A 21,255-nucleotide genomic window follows, 5' to 3' on the forward strand; every position below is an offset into this window, starting at 1 on the left:
AGACGTTTAATACCATAACAAATAGTTTTATAACATTCATTTTTACTGGTTAAAGGCACAAAAAGCTTCATTCGGGCTTTCTTTAGTACATTATAAATCGTAGGCCGACTGACCATAAAGCGTTTAGCCAAATCAGTGACGGTGATTTTTCTTTATGATATAGGCATCATCATCTGTTTGGGATACAGAGTTATGTCTATGCATTACAATTGTTTTTCAAATTACGGTAAACAACGCAAGTCATTCCTACAAATACTTAATGTGCTATCACTTAACACATTTTAACCAGCAGCGTTCAACTGCTGGTAATGAATTGTACGTTCTTGCTAATTCAAAACAACACCTTGATCTTTCATATTATAATTTACCTGCACTACCGCAAATACGAATTTTATCTTCAACAATTTTTTTCATGGCAGCTTTTGCTGGCTGCATATAGTGTCTTGGATCGTTGACGTCAGGATGGAGTTTAAAATCTTGTTTTAAAGCATCTGAAAAGGCAATTTTTAATTCAGTTGCCACATTTACTTTGCAAATACCCAATGAAATCGATTTTTTTACCATCGCCTCAGGTATACCCGATGCACCATGTAACACTAGTGGAATATCAACTTTATTTCGAATTTTGGCTAATCGTTCAAAATCAAGTTTAGGCTCACCTTTGTACATACCATGAGCTGAACCAATAGCTACCGCAAGTGAATCTATTCCTGTGCGTTCGACATACTCTTTTGCCGCATTGGGATCTGTAAAAGCACTATCTTTGTTATCGACAATAAGATCGTCTTCTTGCCCGCCAAGCCGCCCTAATTCGGCTTCAACACTAGCATTATATTTATGACTAAAAGTAACCATTTTACTAACTATATCAATGTTTTCTTCAAAGGGGTGATGCGAAGCATCAATCATAATCGATCTAATTCCTGCCTCTATTTTTGTTTGAATATCACTGATATTTTCATGATGATCCAAATGTAACGCAAAAGGAAAATGATGAATGCTTGCTGCTGTTTCACAAATACTGATTAAATACTGTATTCCTGCGTAACTATAAGTTGCTGGCGTTGCTGCAAGTATCACGGGGGATTGCATCTGTTTAGCGGTATCAATAACAACTTGGATAGTTTCAAGGTTGTGTATATTAAATGCGGGCACAGCATAACATTCACGTTGAGCTTTTTTTAACATCTCTTGACTAGAAATAAGATACATAATTTAATCCTCATTAATCTGTTATTTTGCAATGATTTTGGTGACTTTAACGTGTTGATAATACTTGTCATAATTATCCATATTGACAAAACCGGTTTGCGATTCCATTGCATTTAGCATTCCCATAGTCATCGCACGTTTAAGCATTACCTCTACAGCTTCATTTTCATGAATGCTAACAGCAAGCCCAGCTAACGTAACATCACCCGATCCAACAGGATTAACCACGTTAATTTTAGGAATTGAAACTTGGTAATAATTGTGATGACAACGAGCAAAAGCACCGTTTTTACCTAATGAGATGATGATAAAAGCAATATCATTTAGTAAAGGATGATTAACGGCTTTAACTAATGAAGTTACATCATTTGGATCGATATCCATTTGAATAATCTGCTGTAGTTCATCTTTATTGGGTTTGATTAAAAAAGGTTTATTTTTAGAGATGAGCGTTTCTAATAACATCTTACCGGATGAGTCTAGCAATACAGGGATCTGATACTTATTTGCCTTTTCAATTAATTGAGTATAAAAACCGACTGGAAATCCTTGTGGCAATGACCCTGAAATAGCAATAACCTGCGCTTGGCTAAGCAAATTTAGGTAGTGTTCCAGAAAAACATTGACATCATGATTATCTAATACTGGCCCTGACTCTAGGATTTCAGTTTGATTTCCCTCATGTAAAATGGCAATACAGTTTCTTGATTCATGTTGGGTGATATAAAAGTTGTAATTAATATTATCGTTATCTAATTGTTTTTGAATATACTCGCCCGTTGTTCCACCAATAATGCCTGATGCAAGAACAGGAATACCTGAGTATTTAATGCCTCGAGTTACATTAAGCCCTTTACCTCCTGCGGTTTTTTTTACCTCTGAAACTCGATTAATATCATTAATCGCTAATTTATTTAATGGATACGATATATCCACCGAAGGGTTCATCGTAATTGTTAATATCATATTTTCTCCTACGCATTGATATCGTTGGGAGAAATAACAAGCTTAAATGATCACTACCATTAAATCGACTTGGCTAGAAGCAAAAATTTTTATCATTTAGGGTATCGAACCTAAACGAGTAATGGTTTTTAATATTTATGACCAATTAAGATATAAAAACACACGAGTGTAAGCACAAATATTAAACCGCTATTAATTTAATACCCTTTACCACAAATTCTTGTTTACAGCTACTGTCAACATCAGTATCAGTAATAATGGTATCAAGTTGGCTAAGTGGTAACACAACATTAATCCCATTACGACCAAATTTTGATGAATCGAGCACGGCAATCACATTTTTGGCGACATTAGCCATAACACTGCTGATAGTGTAACCTTCGTTAAACGTTGTTATTCCTCTTTTTGCATCAATTCCATCTGCACCAACAAACAAAATATCAGCAGAGATGCCAGTTAACGATTGCTCAGCAATTTTTCCATGAAAAGAACGCGTTTTATGTCTAAGTGTACCACCACACATAAATAGCATAATGTCACTATTGTCTGATAATATAAATGCAGAAGTAAGACTATTGGTAATCACAGTAATATGCTTCAATTTTACGAGTTCTTCAGCTATCAACATGGTTGTACTACCACTATCTAAAATAATAGTGTCACCTTCTTTAACATGTTTAACCGCTTCAATTGCAATACGTTTTTTAGCTTCTATAAATCGCTGATAACGTTCTTCTAATTGCAGTTCTTTAAATGATTTTAAGTCACCGTTATTTATGATTTTGGTTGCTCCGCCATGAAATCGTGTTAGCACTCCTTGTTTTTCTAGCAATCTCAGATCGGTTCTGGTTGTGACCTCAGAAACATTGAACTGTTCCGACAAATCAGAAACTAACACAGTTCCTTTCATATTAAGAAGTACTACTATCTGTTGGCGTCTTTCACTTGCATTCATAATATTTCCTTTTTCGAAAATTTTTTAGCAGTGTATAACAAACAGAATCAAAAAATAAGATTTCATTTTCAATCGCTGACTTAAATCAAAATAATTACATGCAATTTAATAAAATTTTGCCATTCATAGGACGACCATTTAAGGCAGTCACTTGTTTAATAAATGAATCAAATTCCTCTATGCCAGCAATCAGCTCATCAAGTTTAATTTTTCCATCCATAAAGTACTGACTTACTAATTGCCACTCTTTACCTGGCCATGGCGCTGAATAGTTCATCCAACTGCCTAAAATTTGTAACTCTTTTCGTAAAATCAGTCCAAATGTTTTTTCTGGAAGTGTAATATCATGATGAAGTGTACCCACCAAGGCTATCTTCGCTCTAGGGCCTGCAATTTCAATGGCTAAGTTGACCGTAACTGGTGAACCCGCCGTTTCTAATACAATTTGATCAAAGCGAGATAAAGATAAAGCTTGGTAAATCGCATCGGTGCTAAGATCTTGAGAATGATATACCATATCAGCGCCTAGTTGTTTGGCTAGATCGAGGCGCTGCTGGTTAATATCAAGCACCGCAACTGATTTTGCCCCCATTGCCTTGGCACATTGCATAGCAAGTAATCCAATTGTGCCACCGCCAACGATGACAACATTTTTGCCCTCACATCCATTAGCCAATAACAAAGCATGCATTCCAACAGTCATTGGTTCAAAAAATGCACCCTCAAGCGGGCTGATACCTTTAGGTAATTTAAACGCATTTTTCTTATCTAACACAATATACTCAGCAAAACCGCCTGTTATCCTTGAACCAACAAAAGTATAATTCTTACAAAGTGAATAATAATGATTTTGGCATTCATCACATTTAAAACATGGTAACAATGGCACGCAAGATATTAAATCATCAATCTCAAATTCAGTCACACCACACCCAATTTCAACAACTGTGCCACTAAATTCATGTCCCAATGTAATGGGATAAAAATGAGCACCATGGTGAAATATACGCGGAATATCTGAACCACATAAACCACAATAAGCCACTTTAACTAAAATTTGATCTGGAGATGTTATTTTGGGCATTTCTATATTTTGTATAGATAAAGCTCCCCCTTCATTGACAACAACCGCTTTCATGTTATTTTCCTTTATTGGTAAACAAATTACGTTGATGTATTGCTTTCACTCGTTACTGAGTGAAAGCTTTCTGATTGATTTTGGTGATGACTGTTTTGGGATTATTTTATTACTCCATCTTCTTGATATAATGATTTATTTTTTAAAAATAACTGGTATTTTTGTGCACGTTTCCATGTCAAAAATAAGCAGAAAAGGTAAAACAATCCAATAAGGGCAAAACCAATAGGTTGTTTCAAGTTGACCAACTGAACCATAAGATAAGTAATGGGTGACCCACCTTGATCCATTGCACCAACTGAAATGCCATTATTCGTAGCCATCGTGCCTGCATTAATGGCTAGTTGAGTAGTCAATGGAACCATTTGGGTGGCAATCCAAAGTGTAATGGCGATAATGATAGAACCAGAAATAATGATTCTAAACAGGTTACCTTGATGAACCGCTACCCCCATTGCGATAAAAAAGCCAATAGTTGCCAGATCACCAAAAGGTAAAACTTCATTACCAGGTAGGATGATGGCGATAAAAATACTTAATGGAATAAATATTAAACTTGCCGATACTACCGTTGAATGTCCTAATAACAATGCTGGATCTAAACCAATAAGAAAATCTTGCCCACCAAATTTTGATTGCAAATGTTTACGAGCTTGTTTAGAGATCGGTGTTAATCCATCCATAATAGGTTTAATTACGCGTGGCATTAATAACATTACCGCTGCAGTTTGAATCGCTAGTTGTAGCGTTTCTTTCACACCATACCCTGCTAATAAACCTAATATGATGCCCATGAATAAGCCTACGGTAACAGGCTCACCAAACGCACCAAACCGCTTTTGCATATCAACAGCATTAAAATTAATCTTATTAATGCCCGGGATTTTTTCAATGACAGCGTCAACAAAAACAGCAATTGGACCACAATATGCAGACGTACCATGAGGAACCGCAATACCGTCAAGCTCAAAAAAATTTTTGGTATCTTTGGCAAACCAATCACCCAGTTTATAAGCAATAATGGCATGAACAATAACCCCTACAATACCAAGCCAGTAAGAGCCTGTTGCAATGTAAACAAGCGCGCCAGTAAATGTCATGTGCCATATATTCCAAATATCAACATTAACAACCCTAGTTAATCTTAAAACTAACATAATAATATTTACTGCAATAGCGATGGGAATGGCTACTAAAGCAATTTGTGAAGCCCAAGTCATAGGCGCTGCACCAGGCCAACCAACATCGATAACATTTAGACTAATATCAAATCTTTCAGCCATCGCTTGAGCAGCAGGCCCAACAGAACTGGTTAACAAACCAACAACTAGTCCTATACCAACAAACCCTATTCCTATATGAATTCCAGCTTTTAGTGCATCACCCAACTTCATTCTTAAAGCTAATGAAAACAAGATAATCACAATGGGTAGCATCACCGATGGGCCTAGATCAAGAATGTACTGCATAATTTCAGTAAACATAGATTTATCCTTTTAAAATAGATAATATTTTTTCTTTTAGTTGATCAATACCAACCCCTGATACAAAAGGCATTCCATGAACAATTGGAATATCACCAAAATTCTGATCCATTCGGGCTGTAGTACAGATCAAATCAACATCATCAATAAAAGTATTAATTTCATTAATGCGACATTGAATAAGATCAAATTGAATATTATTCTCGTTGCACAATTCTTTTATCTCTTCAGCAGCTAAAGTGGAAGTTGCAACAGCACCACCACAAGCAACAATAATCTTCTTTTTCATAATGCCTCCTGAAACTTATTGATTAAATATCACGTTATTAAAATGATCCACAACTTCATTTTGCGGAGCGTTTAATAAAAATTGGTAAAAGTCTTTATTTTGTAAATTTGAAAAAAGCGCTTTTAATAGCTCAATTTGATCCTCAGGTGAAGTCACAACAAGTGAAATAATCAATGAAATATCAATATTGCTATCATCATCAGCTCGATTAAAAGCAACTGGGGATTGAGTGCGAATAATAAAGATTGCAGGAGTATTTGCATGTTTTGCTTCACAATGCGGAATCGCCACAGCATAACCATCAAAAGCAATACCCGTTGGAAATAATGCTTCCCTTTCGATTAAGGCTTTTAAATGACTTTCTTTAACAATGCCCTTTTGTTGTAATTGCTCACTAATATAAGTTAATGCTTCTAATGCATTATCAAATTTAAGGTTGTTTTCGAAAAAAAGCTGAAATTTATTCATATTTGTTCTCCACTATTTTTTAGTTTATTTTTTCGAATTTGACTTTCGAAAACAAAACAATAACGAAAGATTATTGCCTTTCGAATTAAAAAGCAAATAAGATTTTATATTTTTGTGATCGGAATCTATTTTTCAATAGTAACGCTCAACTAATAGATAATTTTCTATTTATTAATAATTAAAAGTAAAACCTGATCCAGATCACAAATAAACTTTTTTTATATTGCAAATAGAGGTTAGCATGTCAAAATGTTACCCGTAACTAGTTGGATGTACGAAGGATCAATAATGGCTAAAAAAAATAAACAAGTTTTTGTATTAATGGGAGTATCTGGTTGTGGTAAATCAGCTGTTGCCAAACAAGTTGCTTACAATCTGGATGCTGCTTTTTTAGATGGTGATTTTTTACATCCAAAGGCTAATATTTTAAAAATGCGGAGCGGTACACCTTTAAACGATGAAGATAGAATGCCTTGGCTTAGCTTAATCAGTAATGCCGTATTTGCTATGAGTAATGTTAACGATGTCTCAATTATTATCTGTTCGGCATTAAAACGAAAATATCGAGATATTATTCGCGGTGAGAATAAAAACGTACATTTTATTTATTTGAAAGGAAGTTTCGATGTAATCGCTGAAAGACTAGCTAAACGTAAAGGACACTACCAAAAAACAGGGATGCTTCAATCTCAATTCGATACTCTAGAAGAACCAACTACTGATGAAAAAGATGTCTACCACATCAATATTGAACAACCATTAGAAAAGGTTGTGCACGATACTGAAAAAGTAATACGCACAATATGTCATTGTTAAAAAAATAGAAAAAAAATAAGACGAGGTCAATGTGAATCCGACTATTCAGGCTGTAACTCAACGTATTATTGAGCGTTCTAGGGCATCTCGTACCGCTTATCTGCAAAAAATAGAAAGAGCTATGCATAAAAAAGTAACTCGATCTAGTTTACCATGTAGTAATTTAGCCCATGGTTTTGCTGCTTGTTGTAGCGATGATAAAAGTGATCTAAAAAACATTTTAAAAAGTAACATAGGGATTATTAGTTCTTATAATGACATGTTATCAGCTCATAAACCGTATGAGTTTTATCCTGAACAAATTCGAAAAGCACTTCACGAAGTTGGCGCAGTTGGGCAAATGGCTGGTGGAGTACCTGCCATGTGCGACGGTGTAACTCAAGGCGAGCCTGGAATGGAGCTATCATTAATGAGCCGTGATGTGATTGCAATGTCGGTTGCTGTCGGGCTTTCACATAATATGTTTGATGGTGCTCTATATCTTGGAATATGCGATAAAATTGTACCAGGTCTATTTATTGGCGCATTAACGTTTGGTCACTTACCTGCTATTTTTGTACCTGCAGGACCAATGCCATCGGGCTTACCTAATAAAGAAAAGGTGCGTATCCGCCAGCTTTACTCAGAAGGTAAAGCTTCGCGTGAAGACTTACTTGAATCAGAATCGGCATCTTATCACACTAGTGGTACTTGTACTTTTTATGGTACCGCAAATAGTAACCAAATGGTTATTGAATTAATGGGACTACATTTGCCAGGGACGGCCTTTGTTCATCCTGAAACAGCATTACGTTATGAATTAACCAATGCTGCTGCTAAACAAATTACTCGCCTAACCAACCAATCAGGAAACTATATGCCTATTGGTAAAATGGTAGATGAAAAGGTGATTGTCAATGGTCTAGTTGCACTACTCGCAACTGGCGGTTCAACTAATTTAACAATGCATATTGTGGCGATGGCTAAAGCAGCAGGCATAATTATTAATTGGAATGATATTTCAGATCTATCAACAGCAGTACCACTACTTTGCCGAATTTACCCGAATGGTCCAGCCGATATAAACTATTTTCAAGCCGCTGGAGGGACATCTTTATTGGTTCGCGAATTATTATCGGGTGGTTTATTACATGAAGATGTTGAAACTGTAGTAGGGCGTGGACTTAGTCGTTATACTCAAGAACCTATTTTAGAAAATGGCAAACTTACTTTCCGTGAAGGTCCAACAAAATCATTAGATGACAGCGTCATTGCATCAATCAAAAGACCATTTAATTCTCATGGTGGATTAAAAGTGATGTCAGGAAATCTTGGTCGTGCAATTATGAAAACATCAGCCGTTGCACCTGAACATCAAATTATTGAAGCACCAGCAGTCATCTTTAATAGCCAATATGATTTAGATGCCGAATATAAAGCAGGCAAACTAAATAAAGACTGTGTAGTTGTTGTCCGTTATCAAGGCCCAAAAGCAATTGGCATGCCAGAATTGCATAAACTAATAACACCGCTAGGTGTTCTGCAAGATAAAGGTTATAAAGTTGCGTTATTAACTGATGGTCGATTATCGGGGGCTTCAGGCAAAGTGCCCGCCGCAATTCATGTCACCCCTGAAGCTTATGATGGAGGTTTACTCAGTAAAGTTCAAGAAGGCGACATGATCCGTGTTAATGGTCAAGCTGGCGAAATAACATTATTAGTAAGCGAGGCAGAATTAGCCAAACGTGAACCTTATTCTTTCGATTTAGCGGATTCACATCTCGGTTATGGGCGTGAACTATTTACCGTTATCCGAGAAAATTTAACTTCCGCAGAAGAAGGCGCCGTTAGTTTTTAATTCATTTATTCTGCCGCAAATCAGCTGCAGATCCCCCCAAATTATACTGACCCCCCCCTATTTCCTGAAACTTTTTAACAAAAACTCTCTGTAAACTTGTCATTTAAAATAAATATAAAAAATAATATAAACTATTTCTTGATAAAATTATCCACCAATAGATTTACTACATCGCCCATTTTCCCTTGCAAAGAAGCTTTTACACTGTAAAGCGCCATTCCCATAACCTGCGATGCTTGAATTTCAGGCGGCATAACTAATTCATTAGAGCTGGTTTTAACATCTAATAATGCAGGACCTTGATGCGATAAAAATGATTGCATTGCTTCATCAAGAGAATCAGAGTTATCAACTCTTATCGCAAATAATCCCATCGAATCGGCAACTTTTGCAAAATTAGGATTCTGTAAATCGGTATAGTGATCAACTAAACCTTCAGATTTCTGTTCCAATTCAACAAAATTAAGTGAACTATTATTAAGCACAATAATTTTAATTGGCAAATTTTCTTGAATTGTAGTTAACAAATCGCCTAATAACATACTAATACCACCATCACCTGATAAAGTAATGACCTGACGATTAGGAAATGCTTTTTGCACACCTAACGCTTGCGGCATTGCATTTGCCATTGTGCCATGTTTCAAACTAATTACAGTACGTCTTTTTCCGTTGGTATTAAAATGCCTACAAGCCCAAACCATAGCTGATCCAACATCAGCACAAAGCACAGCGTCTTGTGTCGCATATTTATCAACAAGCTCGGTTAAATATTGAGGATGAATCATTGTTTGAGATGGTACAGCTTTCTTATTCAATTTATCCATTGCTTTTATATACAATTGGCGACATTTTTCTAAAAACTTAGAATCTTGTTTTTCATCAACTAAAGGAATTAAAGCGGCTAACGTTGGCTTACTACTACCAACAACCCCCACACTCACTGGATGACGCCGCCCAAGATGAGTGGCATCAATATCAACTTGAATAATAATCGCTTTATCAGGATAAAATTGTGACCACGCAAAATCAGCACCTAACATAATTAACACATCACACTCTTTAATCGCTGTTGTTCCTGACTCCATACCAAACATACCAGTCATACCAACGTTATAAGGATTATCATACTCAACAAAATCTTTACCCCTCGATGTATGCACAATAGGTGATTTTAATTTTTCAGCAAAGGCAATAAGCTCATCGTGAGCCTCACACACTCCTTGCCCAGCGAAGATAGCTATTTTATGATTATTATTAAGTATTTCTGCGATTTGATTCAATTCTTCATTTGACGGGCGAATAATAGGTTTAGGATGATAAATTTTATGCCCACTATTATCTTCAACCTTAATTAAACTAATATTATAAGGTACCACTAAAACAGCTACACCTCGTTGATTAATTGCAGCTTGAACTGCTGCGGTTGTTATTTGTCTTACTTGGGTTGGATCATTGATTTGCTGACAAAATACAGAACAATTTTTATAAATAGATTCAAAGTCAACTTCTTGCGGAAAATCGGTACCTTGTTGCGAAGTCACCAATTGGCTTGCCAATAAAACAACAGGTACTTTATTACGGTGTGCTTCATAAATACCGTTAATAAAATGCAAACTTCCTGGACCACAAGATCCAGCACAAGCTGTAATTTGGTCTGTTAAATAAGCTTCTGCCCCTGCGGCAAAAGCACCGACTTCCTCATGACGAACATGTACCCATTCAATATTACTTTTTTTAATAGAAGAAGTAATATGATTCAAAGTATCCCCAACAATACCATAACAATGCTTAACACCTGCTTCAGACAAAACATCAACTATAATTTGTGCAACAGATTTTTTTGATGACATATTCTCTCCTAAAGAGTTAACGATTAAATAGGTTTAGTTGCTTAAATTACACCTACTTTTCAATAATGCGAATAGGTCATAAAGAAAATAGCAAAAAATGTTAAAAAACGAAAAATAACGTAAAAAAAATTAACGATAAAGTAATTATAGCCATATAAACTTTATTTAGAGATATTCCCTATTACAATAAATCAAGGTATTATGTACAAAATGTAATCTGTATCATAGAGCTACTTTTTGTGGAACATTTGTCATCTGAGGATGGTTTAGTATCATCAATCGCTAAATTCTTACCTAATTATTTTATTGAATATTACCCACTTATTACTGTCTGCATATTATTATTAATAGCAATTTTAATGTTTTCGTTCAGCAAATTAAGAATGGACATTATTGCATTGCTCACAATCACGGCAATCACCATCACAGGCGTATTAACACCAGCTGAAGCCCTCGCTGGATTTAGCGATCCTAATATTATCTTAATTGCTCTTCTATTTATTATTGGTGAAAGCTTGGTTAGAACAGGCATTTCATACAAAATGAGCGAATACATATTAAAAGTTGCAGGCAAAAACGATATTCGCATTATCACCTGTATTATGTTAGGCGTTGCTTTGCTTGGCTCAGTGATGAGCTCAACTGGCGTAGTTGCAATTTTTATACCTGTTGCCATTAGCATTGCTAACCATACCGGTATTCATGTAAAAAAATTAATGATGCCACTTTGTATTGCGGCATTAATAAGTGGCATGATGACACTGGTTGCCACCGCACCAAACCTTGTGGTAAACAGTGAATTAAACCGTGCCGCTTTGACTGAATTCAGTTTTTTCTCGATCACCCCAATTGGTATTGGTGTTCTAATTGTCGGGGTTATTTATTGCATATTAACACGCAATTGGTTACTCACAGCAGAACAAGTTACCCCAACTAATACCCAACCACAAAGACGAAAAATCACCGATTTAATTCGAGACTATAAATTAATTGGCCGAGCCCATCGAGCACAAATACTAGCTGGCTCACCTTTTGTTGGGCGCACAATTGATGGCTTACATTTGCGTAGTGAACATGGTGTAAATGTTATTGGTATTGAACGTTGGCGCAAATTCCACAAAGTATTAATCCCCGTTAATGGCTCAACCGAATTTCGTGAAAATGATATTTTATTACTCGATATGTCACACTCCGAAGCCGATTATCGAACCTTTTTAAACACTAACAACCTTGAACCGAAAGTATTACGAGGTGAATATTTTTCAGAACAGGTTAAACAAGTCGGCATGGCCGAAGTTGCCCTGCTCCCAGAATCGACACTGTGTGGAAAAACACTTAATGAAATTGATTTTAGAGGAAAATATTTCCTGACTGTAATTGGTATTTGGCGTAATCATGCACCAGTTGAAACAAACAACTTATTCCAAGAACGTTTAGAAATGAGTGATACATTATTAGTTTGCGGTGACTGGGGTTCGATCCAAAAACTACAAACTCGAACCAATGACTTTGTTGTATTAGACTTTCCAGCCGATATCGACGATATTGCACCAGCAAGCTCACAAGCACCAGCGGCTTTAATTAACCTAGCCATTATGATTATTTTAATGGTGACAGGTATTGTGCCTAATGTGGTTGCGGCATTAATCGCCTGCTTACTGATGGGGGCAACACGATGCATTGACATGACCAATGCCTATAAATCCATACATTGGCCAACCTTAATTCTAATTATAGGTATGATGCCTTTTGCACTAGCACTCAACAAAACGGGGGGAATTTCACTCATATCAGCTTGGCTTGAAGTCCATTTACGCTCTTTCGGCCCATACATGGTGCTAACATTTATTTTCTTATTATGCTCAACAATTGGATTATTTATATCCAATACTGCAACAGCAATTTTAATTGCGCCAATCGCTATTGATTTAGGACTAAAATTCGGTTACTCACCTTATCCATTTGCCATGACGGTGGCAATTGCCACATCAGCGTCATTTATTACGCCCGTATCCTCACCGATTAAAACCATGGTGGTGGCACCGGGAGGATACAGCTTTAGCGATTTTGTCAAAATTGGTGTACCATTAACGTTTTTAGTAATGGCGGTAGATATTGCTTTAGTACCGGTGTTTTTTCCGTTTTAAAGCCTAACTATGGTAATGATTGAAAATAATACTAATATAAAAACATATTTTATTAAATTGAGAAATAGGAGAATTTAAAAATGATGAATTTTTTACAAACCATTATGGGACTTGCAGTTTTTGCTGCATTAATTATCGGACTGTTGACTTTCTTAGGCATATTTATTCTATTGCTATGTTACACAATTATAAAGCAAGTAAAATCAGATAAAAAAAGTGATAAAATAAGTGATGAAATATTAATACAACACTATAATATGTTTAAAAAATACAAAGATAGTGTTGCTCTTGCAGTTTTGTGCTACGGCATTCTTTATATGTATGGCATGAAATTAAATCAAAAAGCTTTTGATGCTTATAAACAATGTATGATTAAACGTAATTTACCTTTATAATTTTTACTCACCAATTTAAACATAGTAATGGCAACAACAAAATAATCCACCAAACCTCCTGTTTTGCGTGCTGCTCTTACTTATAATTGTCATTACATTCTGACACCATAAAGAAGATTCCCATATTTACTTTACGGTGTTGTGAGCGTTTATTTTGATTTAAAACCATCAAGATATAGAATTTGATTGTATTGGAATTTTTGTTTTGCTTTTTTAAATTAAATCTGTTGGTTACAGCGTGCTAAGATTTTGTTTGGTGTAGTGGTTTTAGACGTTTTAGCCTTTTGGTGGAATAAATAACAATAGTGGCAAGCAAGCTATGCGAATTGCCAGATCCCATTTAACAATCTCATTCTTAGCTGTACAGAATAAAGCCTACTTATATTTACTCATATTATCCTGATACTCGCCTTTTCGAGATCATTTTCACTTTGCTCAAATATTCAAATTTGTTACAGAAAATATATCCGCCAGCGCTCAGTTTTAACTCATCCGCTATAATTCGTTCTTGACTAGCGCAGCCAAACATTCCTGTTGGCTTGGCCTTATGGAATTTCGCATAAAATTCGCCAAATCGGACGTTAGTACGAATGTTATTTATTCTATAAAAAAGTCTGAAACATTGTCGAGCTCAAATAACTGTATAGCTGTATAATTGAATTAAAAAAACTCAATAAAATTAGTTAATATAATTTTTTATTATTTATTGGCACACAGGCCTATCAATTTTCAAATTTGAAACCGCTTTATTCATTTGTTTAATCATATCTTTAGGGCTTTGAGCAATATAAACTTTTCCTCCTGTTGCATTAGCAATACAGTCAATTTTGTGTTCACCAGCAATATCCACAATATTAATCTTTAATCGTGGTTTTTGTGCAGCTATATAATTTGCTAATGTACAAATATTTTTCCTTGTACAATTATCTTCACCATCGCTAATAATAAGAATATAATCATCACGATTTATGCCATCAAGCATTTTACTCGCTTTTTCTAAACCATTATATAAAGGTGTTCCACCTCCTCCGGCTGCAGTCGGTGTTAAGTTTCTAATTCTATGCTTTAGTGATGGGCGATTTTTGTAATTATAAAACGGCGAAACTTCTGCTGCTGGGCAATTAGTCAACGTTACCAGTGAAATACCAATATTCGGTTGTATCTTATCAATACTCGATGTGGCCACACTCTTACTACTTGATAAACGAGTTGGTAAACGGGTCATACGCTTTTCGTATTTGATTCTTTCTTCTTCTGACATATTACTACCATACGTCAAATATCGAAAATATTGTTCAACCGCTGATGGTGATTCATTTAATGTTACTGTCATTGATAATGAATTATCAAACACTATTGCCATTTTAGATGGATTAGGATCTTTATTCATCTCTTCTTTGGTTATACAGTTCGGTGGATTTTTTACCTTTGGCTTTAACGGTGGCTGAGGTATCGGTTCAGGTTTAGGCTCTGATGTTGCAATTGGCGTAGATTCTTCAGGCACGGTATCTTTTGGCTCAGTAACAGGCTCAGACGCCGGTTTAGGTTCAGGCTTCTTCACTATAACAGCCGGCGCAACAATAGCTATAGGATCGGGAACAACTGTTTTTTGTTTACCAAAAGGGCAAAATAAATACCACAGAATACCAAGCAAACCAACAAGCAATAAGGCTAATAGTAAAAAATGCCACCAACGCCAAAATGGTTTTAGTGGAATAACTGGAGCTACTACAGGTAAAACTGGTTCTTCAAAGGTATTAATAATAACGGGCTCATCATTAATAACATAAATTAGGTTACCTAAACTTTTAATTCTTGGAAGCCATGCTGAAACTAAATTTCGCTCTTCATCGTTTAATGGCATTAGTTTAATAGCATTTTCAATATCATTAATACGTGTTTGTAATGTCTTGGCTATTTTGTTTCTATGCGATTCATCGACAAGACTATCAAGTAATATAGGTTGCCCTTCAAGATTAGTGTACCATCCAATATATTCATTGTTATCAATCAATTTTGGTATTGCTAAAACCGAAAAAGTACGATCAGTTAAATGTGATTTTAATAATAATATTAAGGAATTATATTGTTCTAATAGAGAAATTTTCTCTAGATTATTATAATCAAAGACTATCCGCGTTATTCGTTGCATTATTGATTTAATTCCTTACATTCTCATATTATTACTCTAAATAATGTGCTAAATCTAACTTTTATAGATAAAAATATAAAAAACGATACATTCGAGCTATGTAATTGTATCGTTTTATTTAAAATTGATTATTCGCATATAGGTTTACTAATATTCATACTCGAAATAGCTTTATCCATTTGGTTAATTATCTGTTTTGGACTTTGAGCTATATAAACCTTACCTCCAGTTTTGTTTGCTACACAGTCAATTTTATGCTGCCCAGCGATATCAACAATATTTATTTTTAAACGAGGTTGTTGAATGGCAATTTTGTTCGCTAAAGCACAAATATTAGCTTTGGTACAGTTATCTTCACCATCACTAATAACTAATATGTAATCATCACGGTTTACACCATCAAGCATTTTACTTGCTTGTTTTATACCACTATATAAAGGTGTTGCGCTTTTATTTTCTAATGGTTGTAACCTATTTATTTTATTTTTTAACTTGCTTCTATTTTCATAATGATAAAATGGAGTAGTTTGTGCAACAGGACAAGCAGATAGAGTTACTAGCGCAATATTAACGTCTGCTTGTATTTTATCAATGCTCGACAATGCTACTTTTTTACTTGTTGATAACCGATTTGGTAAGCGAGTCATTCGTTTTTCATATTCATCAATTTCTTGTTGTGTCATTGAATAAAAATCAGCATGCAAGTATTGATTAATGGATGCCTGAGTTTCCATTAAAGTCAATGACATCGATGCTGAATTGTCAAATATCATAACCATTTTTGGTGTGTCTGTATTATTCGCAATTTCTTCACGAGTAATACAACTTTTAGGTGCTGGTATCGGTTCAGGCTCCGATTTTACAACAGGTTGTTGCTCTTCTTTTTGTGGGTCTGATTTCTTTTCTTCAACTGGCTGAGTAATTACAGGCTTTGTATCAGGAATCGTAGGCTTTGCTTTTCCATATGGGCAAAATAAGTACCAAATAATACCAAGCAAAGAAAGTAATAATAGGGCCAGAAGTAAAAAATGCCACCAACGCCAAAATGATTTTGGAAGAATAACTGGTGCTGGAGCAGGTAAAACAGGGTCTTCAAAGGTATTAACAATAACCGGCTCATCATTAATAACATAAATATGATTGCCTAAACTTTTAATTCTAGGTAACCATGATGAAATGAATGCCTGCTGCTCAGCTGTTATGGGTATTAGCTTAACAGTTGTTTCGATATCGTTAATACGATATTGTAGCGTTTTTTCTATCTTAGCTTTAAGTGATTGATCACTAATTTCGTTCAATAAAACAGGTTGTCCTTCTAACTCGGTATACCAACCAATATATTGATTATCGTCAATCAATCTTGCTATTGCTAAGATAGAAAAAGTACGATCAGTTAAATACGGTTTTAGCAATGCTAACAATGAATTATATTGATCTAATAAAGATATTTTTTCAGAATTATTACGATCACACATAACTCTTGTTATTCGCTGCATTGCCTATTTATTCCCTTTTATTTAACTTCAGTTTTTGTTTGAATATTGATTAAACCAGAATATATTTATATATTCAGTGCTTTTTGCAATTGTTGAAGTTTTTTATTTAACTTTTCTAACTCAACTTGTTTTTCAAGTTCAGAACTACCTGAATTGTTAACTTTTTTCAGTTGCTGTTCTATATCTCTGACTTGAGCCTGTAGATCGTCACGGCCTTGGGCTTTTTGTTTAACTTCATCAGTTAGTTTAGTTAAATCAGTTTTTAATTTTTGCTGCTGTGCCTGTTTTTGTTTAATGCTTAATGAAGTGTCATTTTTTTGTTTTTCAATTACGGCATAAATTTCTTTAAACTGCTGATTAGCTCTTACTTCATTCTCTAGAATTTGCTTTTTTTGATCAATTCGAGCTTGGTAATTCCCTGAATAATTACAGCTGATTTTGTCCATAATACCAATGTTAGTATTAGTTGGATCACACTGTTCGGGCGTTGTTGAACAACCAACTAAAAAAATAAACGGGCTGAGTAATAGAAGATATTTTTTTTTCATAATTAGCTAACCTTAACCGCTGAACGTTGTTTTGTAACAAGATTAATTTGATTTTCAAGTACTGAAATTTGTTTATGTAATTGGCTTATTTGTTTATCAAGTTTTGATACATTCATACCTGATTGTCGTTCTTGAGATGATATTGAAATCCAATCATTTTCAACGCCTCTCATACGTTGTAATTTATCTTGTAAATAAGCAATATTAGCATCAATTTGAACTAAATCTTTTTGAGCCTGTTTTTTATTTAAGGTTTCTTTTTTAATTTGATTATTTAATACATTAAGTGTCGCTAAATTCTTATCTAATACAGCTTTAGCTGTTTCAGTTACAGCTTGTACTTCGTAAGTGTTTTGTTGAATATCTTGGATGTAAACATCGAGGCGCATTTCAGCATCCGCATATTCTGCTCGTTTGTTGTCAAGATAATAGTTTGCTCCCATCATAACACCACAACCTACGGCTGCAGACGCAATACATACACCTGTTTTTCCTCCTGCTAGCATACAGCCAATACCGCCCAAACCAGCACCAATAGCACAGGATTGCCACGCTGATTTACTAAAAAATTTAGCTGTATTACTTTTGGCCAATGCAGGATCGACATTTCTGGAGCTCACTCCGCCAGAACCTTGGCATCCTGTTAGAATAAGCGATACACACAAAGCAAGTGTTAGGATAATTTTATTCATCATTTATTTCCTTTTATTTCGGTACATGTTTGTAGCCAAATCGTTCGTTCGATTTTTCCCGATTCAATATATTGATTAATATGTTTGAAGTAAAGTTTTAAATAATCACTCATATTAGCTTTGCCACTATTTTCTAAAATAAATTGAGTTGATTTGGCTTGATCATTAATCGTATTTTTTTCGTAATTTGACGCAGTATTAACTATTGTGTCAGAATAATATTTCAATATAAAATCCCGTGCACTTTTAGATTCATCAACAACTTTTTTTAAATTATCTAGCTTCGCTTTTGAGCACATATTGTCATCTTCCAATGCGTCTGTTTCTTTTGGATCACAAACCTCATTGGTCATTGTTTTATATAAATTGTCATTATACTCAAATTTGCTGTTTAAATCTGAAACATTAGCGCACAAAAATGCGCCTAGCTGTAATGCCGATTGAATGGAACGATCCCGTTGTTCATCTCGAGCTTGATTAGCACTTCTTAAAAGCGTATTTAGTTTATTTAATTCTTTTTTTGTTTTTTCATCTTCAACTTGTTTGGTGATTTTTTCAAGCTCATTAACGACATTACCATTTTTTGTACTGTCTGTTTCGTTACCTAACTGACTCCATTCTTTATCTAACTCTTTGATTTTGTCATTCGAATTCATCACTTCGGTTGTATAAACTAAACGAAATCCAACATCTTTACTTTTATACGCACCTTTATCATCATAAAAAGGTTTTTCGGTACGAAAAGCACTGGTAGTTGATGATTCTGGTGTTAAATAACTCCCACCACGGACAATCACTCCACCTTGTTGACCATGGTAGCGATCTAGTTTATTCATTCGAAACGAATCAAACATCATTTCGCTTGCATTACCTAAAATATCATAAAGATCTAGCGGGTTAGGTTCTAACCTACCAATCAGTTGTAATTTACCATTAGCAGATTTTGCGCCAGAAAACCATGCATAGCTTTCGAGATTACCTTTCATCGGAAATAGGGATTCACGAAACTCCGATTCTGTCACTTTTGACCCACCGCGAGCGGCATACTCCCATTCGGTATTATTAGGTAAACGAACATAACCATTAGGTAAATTACTTGATTTTATTTTTGATTGGTTTTCAATTAACCAACGATTATATTTATCCGTAAAGGCGATGACATCAAACCAGCTAATATCAGTAATGGGAAAAGAAAGATTTACTTTAGGAGTTGGACAAGTCTCGTTCATTACTGATTGATATTGCAATGCGGTAATCTCATATTTACCTATCAGGTAATACCGTTCTTTACCTGCATCAGAAAAACTACCAGCAATATAATTAGGTGTTGCATACTCGGCAAAACCGAGTTCTTTTTGGTTACTACCTAAAATGATTTTAATATCATCTAACGGTTTATTGGTCGGGGTAAAAACCTTTTTCATCACTAAACTGCCATCACATGGCATAGGTAAAATCACGTCATCTTTTGTTGGTTTGGGATTATAAAATTTACTATCCCAAGGTTGAGCAAAACTTAATGATGGATGTAGATTAATTGCAGCCAATCCCCAACAAGCTAGTCGGACGTATCGAGTACAATTATGCTTCACGTAAGCTTTCTGCTGGTTGAATTTTGATAGCACGTCGCCCTCCTATAAGCACAATGCCTGCAGCAATAAATAAAGTGAGTAAAAAGGCTATGATAAGATGATAAAATTGTAATTGACTTACAACAGATTGTGAAACCAAATTTTTACCTAAAACTAAATTAAACGCATAATTACCTATTACAAAAAGAGTACAAGAGGCAACAAAAGCCAAACAGCTTAAAATCATAGCTTGGTTTATTAAATAAAGCATAATACCTTTAGAGCGAAAACCGATTAATCGCATAAAGGCAATATCTTTACGTTTGCGTTCAATATTTGATAAAAATGATCCTATAAATGATAAAACACACCCCAAAATCGCTGTAATTGCAATAACGCTAAAAATAAAATTAAGTACTCTATTAATCGCTTGCATGTTTTCAATTGCGTTAGCCTGTGTACGCGTTTCAATGTGTTTTTCTCTTAATTTAAATGCTAGTGGTGATACATTATCAAGTGAGTCTGCATAAATACGAGCTCGTGCGAACGAGGTATGTTCAGGTGGATTTAATTGTCCTGTTGAGGTTGGAAAAATGTCACTTTGATAACCATCATAATAATTTTCCATATCAATAAGTAATTCTAAAGTAACAAAAACCGCGGCACGGCTATAACGGTTTTCGGGAATAATGCCAACCACATCTAATTCAGTCATGCCTTTTTCTAGTTTTCCATCAAGCTGCCTAGTAATTACCATTTTGACTCGACTTCCTACTGTTACTTGCATTTTTTCGGCTGATAATGAACTTAATAAAATTTGTTTTTTATTATTAAGTAATGGCAAGTTTTTTGTTATTGGATCATCTTTGGCCGTAGGTATAATTTCGGCATTATTAACAAAATGGCTAGCATCTTTCATTAAATCAGCTTGCGTATTTAATGAACGAGTTAATGGAATAACAAAAGCTGTTTCTGGCTGTTTCTTTATCCACTCAAACACTTCATCTTTTAGTTGTAAATTACCAACTATTTTTACTTCTAAATTTTGCGGGTCATTAAGCAATTGCTCTCGAAGTTGAGAAACCACACCATATTTTAAACTAAATAGCAATAATAGCGGTGTAATTACTGATATTACTGAGGCAATAATACAAAATGAAACTTTTTTGTCATACCATAAGTCAGCTACAGACAAACGAGTTATAAGTAACCATTTTGATATTGCTTTAGTCATCT

19 protein-coding genes are annotated in these 21,255 nt (G+C 34.9%); 4 read left to right on the forward strand and 15 right to left on the reverse strand.

Annotated features, from left to right (window positions below; genetic code table 11):
- The 8 genes from J6569_RS11220 to gatA all read right to left on the reverse strand — a co-directional run.
- On the reverse strand, positions 1 to 146 hold a 146-nt coding region (locus J6569_RS11220; RefSeq protein ID WP_366941228.1), incomplete at its 3' end, for an HTH domain-containing protein.
- 211 nt (positions 147 to 357) lie between these two features.
- Positions 358 to 1,212 carry a tagatose bisphosphate family class II aldolase gene (locus tag J6569_RS02530; RefSeq protein WP_085164531.1) on the reverse strand — a complete coding sequence of 285 codons (855 nt, stop codon included), beginning with the start codon at positions 1,210 to 1,212 and terminating at the stop codon, positions 358 to 360.
- Positions 1,213 to 1,233: 21 nt separating this feature from the next.
- Complete coding sequence (locus tag J6569_RS02535) at positions 1,234 to 2,178, reverse strand: hexose kinase (RefSeq protein ID WP_085164533.1); 945 nt, start codon at positions 2,176 to 2,178, stop codon at positions 1,234 to 1,236.
- 181 nt (positions 2,179 to 2,359) lie between these two features.
- Complete coding sequence (locus J6569_RS02540) at positions 2,360 to 3,133, reverse strand: DeoR/GlpR family DNA-binding transcription regulator (protein ID WP_085164535.1); 774 nt, start codon at positions 3,131 to 3,133, stop codon at positions 2,360 to 2,362.
- A 94-nt stretch (positions 3,134 to 3,227) separates the two neighbouring features.
- Positions 3,228 to 4,271: an alcohol dehydrogenase catalytic domain-containing protein gene (locus J6569_RS02545; RefSeq protein ID WP_085164537.1), complete on the reverse strand. Its 1,044-nt coding sequence runs from the start codon at positions 4,269 to 4,271 to the stop codon at positions 3,228 to 3,230.
- Positions 4,272 to 4,372: 101 nt separating this feature from the next.
- Positions 4,373 to 5,755, reverse strand: coding sequence for a PTS galactitol transporter subunit IIC (locus tag J6569_RS02550; protein ID WP_174798848.1), 1,383 nt, complete (start codon positions 5,753 to 5,755; stop codon positions 4,373 to 4,375).
- A 4-nt stretch (positions 5,756 to 5,759) separates the two neighbouring features.
- Positions 5,760 to 6,044: a PTS galactitol transporter subunit IIB gene (gatB, locus tag J6569_RS02555; RefSeq protein WP_065606572.1), complete on the reverse strand. Its 285-nt coding sequence runs from the start codon at positions 6,042 to 6,044 to the stop codon at positions 5,760 to 5,762.
- A 15-nt stretch (positions 6,045 to 6,059) separates the two neighbouring features.
- Positions 6,060 to 6,512, reverse strand: a complete 453-nt coding sequence (gene gatA, locus J6569_RS02560; protein ID WP_085164542.1) for a PTS galactitol transporter subunit IIA — start codon at positions 6,510 to 6,512, stop codon at positions 6,060 to 6,062.
- A gap of 288 nt (positions 6,513 to 6,800) precedes the next feature.
- On the opposite strand from gatA, the gene gntK reads away from it, so the two are divergent.
- On the forward strand, positions 6,801 to 7,328 hold the full coding sequence (gntK, locus tag J6569_RS02565; protein ID WP_296317449.1) for a gluconokinase: 528 nt from the start codon (positions 6,801 to 6,803) through the stop codon (positions 7,326 to 7,328).
- A gap of 31 nt (positions 7,329 to 7,359) precedes the next feature.
- Positions 7,360 to 9,165, forward strand: a complete 1,806-nt coding sequence (edd, locus tag J6569_RS02570; RefSeq protein WP_296317452.1) for a phosphogluconate dehydratase — start codon at positions 7,360 to 7,362, stop codon at positions 9,163 to 9,165.
- A gap of 131 nt (positions 9,166 to 9,296) precedes the next feature.
- Here the strand turns inward: edd and J6569_RS02575 are convergent, their stop codons facing one another.
- Positions 9,297 to 11,018, reverse strand: a complete 1,722-nt coding sequence (locus tag J6569_RS02575; protein WP_296317454.1) for a thiamine pyrophosphate-dependent enzyme — start codon at positions 11,016 to 11,018, stop codon at positions 9,297 to 9,299.
- A 305-nt stretch (positions 11,019 to 11,323) separates the two neighbouring features.
- On the opposite strand from J6569_RS02575, the gene J6569_RS02580 reads away from it, so the two are divergent.
- Together J6569_RS02580 and J6569_RS02585 are read left to right on the forward strand one after the other, a co-directional pair.
- On the forward strand, positions 11,324 to 13,165 hold the full coding sequence (locus tag J6569_RS02580; RefSeq protein WP_363318992.1) for an SLC13 family permease: 1,842 nt from the start codon (positions 11,324 to 11,326) through the stop codon (positions 13,163 to 13,165).
- A gap of 80 nt (positions 13,166 to 13,245) precedes the next feature.
- Positions 13,246 to 13,560 (forward strand): hypothetical protein, encoded by a 315-nt coding sequence (locus J6569_RS02585; RefSeq protein ID WP_065609344.1) that lies wholly within the window; start codon positions 13,246 to 13,248, stop codon positions 13,558 to 13,560.
- 703 nt (positions 13,561 to 14,263) lie between these two features.
- Here the strand turns inward: J6569_RS02585 and J6569_RS02590 are convergent.
- The 6 genes from J6569_RS02590 to J6569_RS02615 form a co-directional block, all read right to left on the reverse strand.
- Positions 14,264 to 15,712: a VWA domain-containing protein gene (locus J6569_RS02590; protein WP_085164549.1), complete on the reverse strand. Its 1,449-nt coding sequence runs from the start codon at positions 15,710 to 15,712 to the stop codon at positions 14,264 to 14,266.
- Between the two features lie 128 nt (positions 15,713 to 15,840).
- Entirely contained in the window at positions 15,841 to 17,208 is a 1,368-nt protein-coding gene (locus J6569_RS02595) for a VWA domain-containing protein (RefSeq protein ID WP_296317458.1), read from the reverse strand.
- Between the two features lie 65 nt (positions 17,209 to 17,273).
- Positions 17,274 to 17,756: a hypothetical protein gene (locus J6569_RS02600; RefSeq protein WP_174798843.1), complete on the reverse strand. Its 483-nt coding sequence runs from the start codon at positions 17,754 to 17,756 to the stop codon at positions 17,274 to 17,276.
- Positions 17,757 to 17,758: 2 nt separating this feature from the next.
- Positions 17,759 to 18,451, reverse strand: a complete 693-nt coding sequence (locus J6569_RS02605) for a hypothetical protein (RefSeq protein ID WP_296299834.1) — start codon at positions 18,449 to 18,451, stop codon at positions 17,759 to 17,761.
- The gene (locus J6569_RS02610) at positions 18,448 to 20,073 is read right to left on the reverse strand and encodes an SUMF1/EgtB/PvdO family nonheme iron enzyme (protein WP_296299835.1); all 1,626 of its coding nucleotides are present in this window, start codon (positions 20,071 to 20,073) and stop codon (positions 18,448 to 18,450) included. Before J6569_RS02610 ends, J6569_RS02605 begins: the two co-directional genes overlap by 4 nt.
- Positions 20,030 to 21,253, reverse strand: a complete 1,224-nt coding sequence (locus tag J6569_RS02615; RefSeq protein ID WP_085164559.1) for an FtsX-like permease family protein — start codon at positions 21,251 to 21,253, stop codon at positions 20,030 to 20,032. Before J6569_RS02615 ends, J6569_RS02610 begins: the two co-directional genes overlap by 44 nt.
- Positions 21,254 to 21,255: the final 2 nt, after the last annotated feature.

It is taken from the genome of Gilliamella sp. (genome assembly GCF_024104075.1).
Taxonomy (GTDB): domain Bacteria; phylum Pseudomonadota; class Gammaproteobacteria; order Enterobacterales; family Orbaceae; genus Gilliamella; species Gilliamella bombi.

Excerpts from the sequence above, each read along its gene's own strand:
- J6569_RS02540 (WP_085164535.1), bottom strand. The coding sequence starts at position 3,133 with ATGAATGCAAGTGAAAGACGCCAACAGATAGTAGTACTTCTTAATATG.
- J6569_RS02535 (WP_085164533.1), bottom strand. The coding sequence starts at position 2,178 with ATGATATTAACAATTACGATGAACCCTTCGGTGGATATATCGTATCCA.
- J6569_RS02595 (WP_296317458.1), bottom strand. The coding sequence starts at position 17,208 with ATGCAGCGAATAACAAGAGTTATGTGTGATCGTAATAATTCTGAAAAA.
- J6569_RS02585 (WP_065609344.1), top strand. The coding sequence starts at position 13,246 with ATGATGAATTTTTTACAAACCATTATGGGACTTGCAGTTTTTGCTGCA.
- J6569_RS02545 (WP_085164537.1), bottom strand. The coding sequence starts at position 4,271 with ATGAAAGCGGTTGTTGTCAATGAAGGGGGAGCTTTATCTATACAAAAT.
- J6569_RS02600 (WP_174798843.1), bottom strand. The coding sequence starts at position 17,756 with ATGAAAAAAAAATATCTTCTATTACTCAGCCCGTTTATTTTTTTAGTT.
- J6569_RS02615 (WP_085164559.1), bottom strand. The coding sequence starts at position 21,253 with ATGACTAAAGCAATATCAAAATGGTTACTTATAACTCGTTTGTCTGTA.
- J6569_RS02575 (WP_296317454.1), bottom strand. The coding sequence starts at position 11,018 with ATGTCATCAAAAAAATCTGTTGCACAAATTATAGTTGATGTTTTGTCT.
- J6569_RS02530 (WP_085164531.1), bottom strand. The coding sequence starts at position 1,212 with ATGTATCTTATTTCTAGTCAAGAGATGTTAAAAAAAGCTCAACGTGAA.
- gntK (WP_296317449.1), top strand. The coding sequence starts at position 6,801 with ATGGCTAAAAAAAATAAACAAGTTTTTGTATTAATGGGAGTATCTGGT.
- J6569_RS02590 (WP_085164549.1), bottom strand. The coding sequence starts at position 15,712 with ATGCAACGAATAACGCGGATAGTCTTTGATTATAATAATCTAGAGAAA.
- gatB (WP_065606572.1), bottom strand. The coding sequence starts at position 6,044 with ATGAAAAAGAAGATTATTGTTGCTTGTGGTGGTGCTGTTGCAACTTCC.
- gatA (WP_085164542.1), bottom strand. The coding sequence starts at position 6,512 with ATGAATAAATTTCAGCTTTTTTTCGAAAACAACCTTAAATTTGATAAT.
- J6569_RS02550 (WP_174798848.1), bottom strand. The coding sequence starts at position 5,755 with ATGTTTACTGAAATTATGCAGTACATTCTTGATCTAGGCCCATCGGTG.
- J6569_RS02605 (WP_296299834.1), bottom strand. The coding sequence starts at position 18,451 with ATGATGAATAAAATTATCCTAACACTTGCTTTGTGTGTATCGCTTATT.